1 protein-coding gene is annotated in these 641 nt (G+C 74.1%); it reads left to right on the forward strand.

The features are described 5' to 3' along the window. The coding region (locus tag KUM32_RS36430) for an ATPase, T2SS/T4P/T4SS family (protein WP_217146175.1) at window positions 1-641 on the forward strand (641 nt) is incomplete at both ends.

A 641-nucleotide genomic window follows, 5' to 3' on the forward strand; every position in this document is an offset into this window, starting at 1 on the left:
TGCGGGACCTGCGCTCCGAGCTGGTGGGCGCTGGCCCCCTCGAACCGCTGCTCGCCCTCCCGGACGTCACCGACGTATTGGTCACCGCGCCCGACCAGGTCTGGATCGACCGAGGTGCGGGGTTGGAGCGCACGGAAGTCCAGTTCGCCGACGCGGCGGCCGTGCGCAGACTCGCGCAGCGACTGGCGGCCGTGGCCGGCCGCAGACTCGACGACGCGAAGCCCTGGGTGGACGCCCGGTTGCCGGACGGCACGCGGCTGCACGCCGTGCTGCCCCCGGTCGCCGTGGCGAGCACGTGCCTGTCGCTGCGCGTGGTGCGCCCCCGGGCGTTCACGCTGGCCGAGCTGGTGGCGGCGGGCACGGTGCCGCCCGGCGGGGAAGCGCTGCTCCGGGCGATCCTGGACGCCCGGCTTTCGTACGTCATCAGCGGTGGCACGGGGTCGGGGAAGACGACCCTGTTGAGCACCCTGCTGGGTCTGGTGGGGCCGGGCGAGCGCATTGTGCTGGCCGAGGATTCCGCGGAGCTGCGGCCTGACCACCCCCACGTCGTACGGCTCGAGACGCGCCCCGCCAACCAGGAGGGCCGTGGCCTGGTGACGTTGCGCGACCTGGTGCGGCAGGCGTTGCGCATGAGACCCGAC

The sequence above is a fragment of the Streptomyces sp. AC627_RSS907 genome (assembly GCF_019049165.1).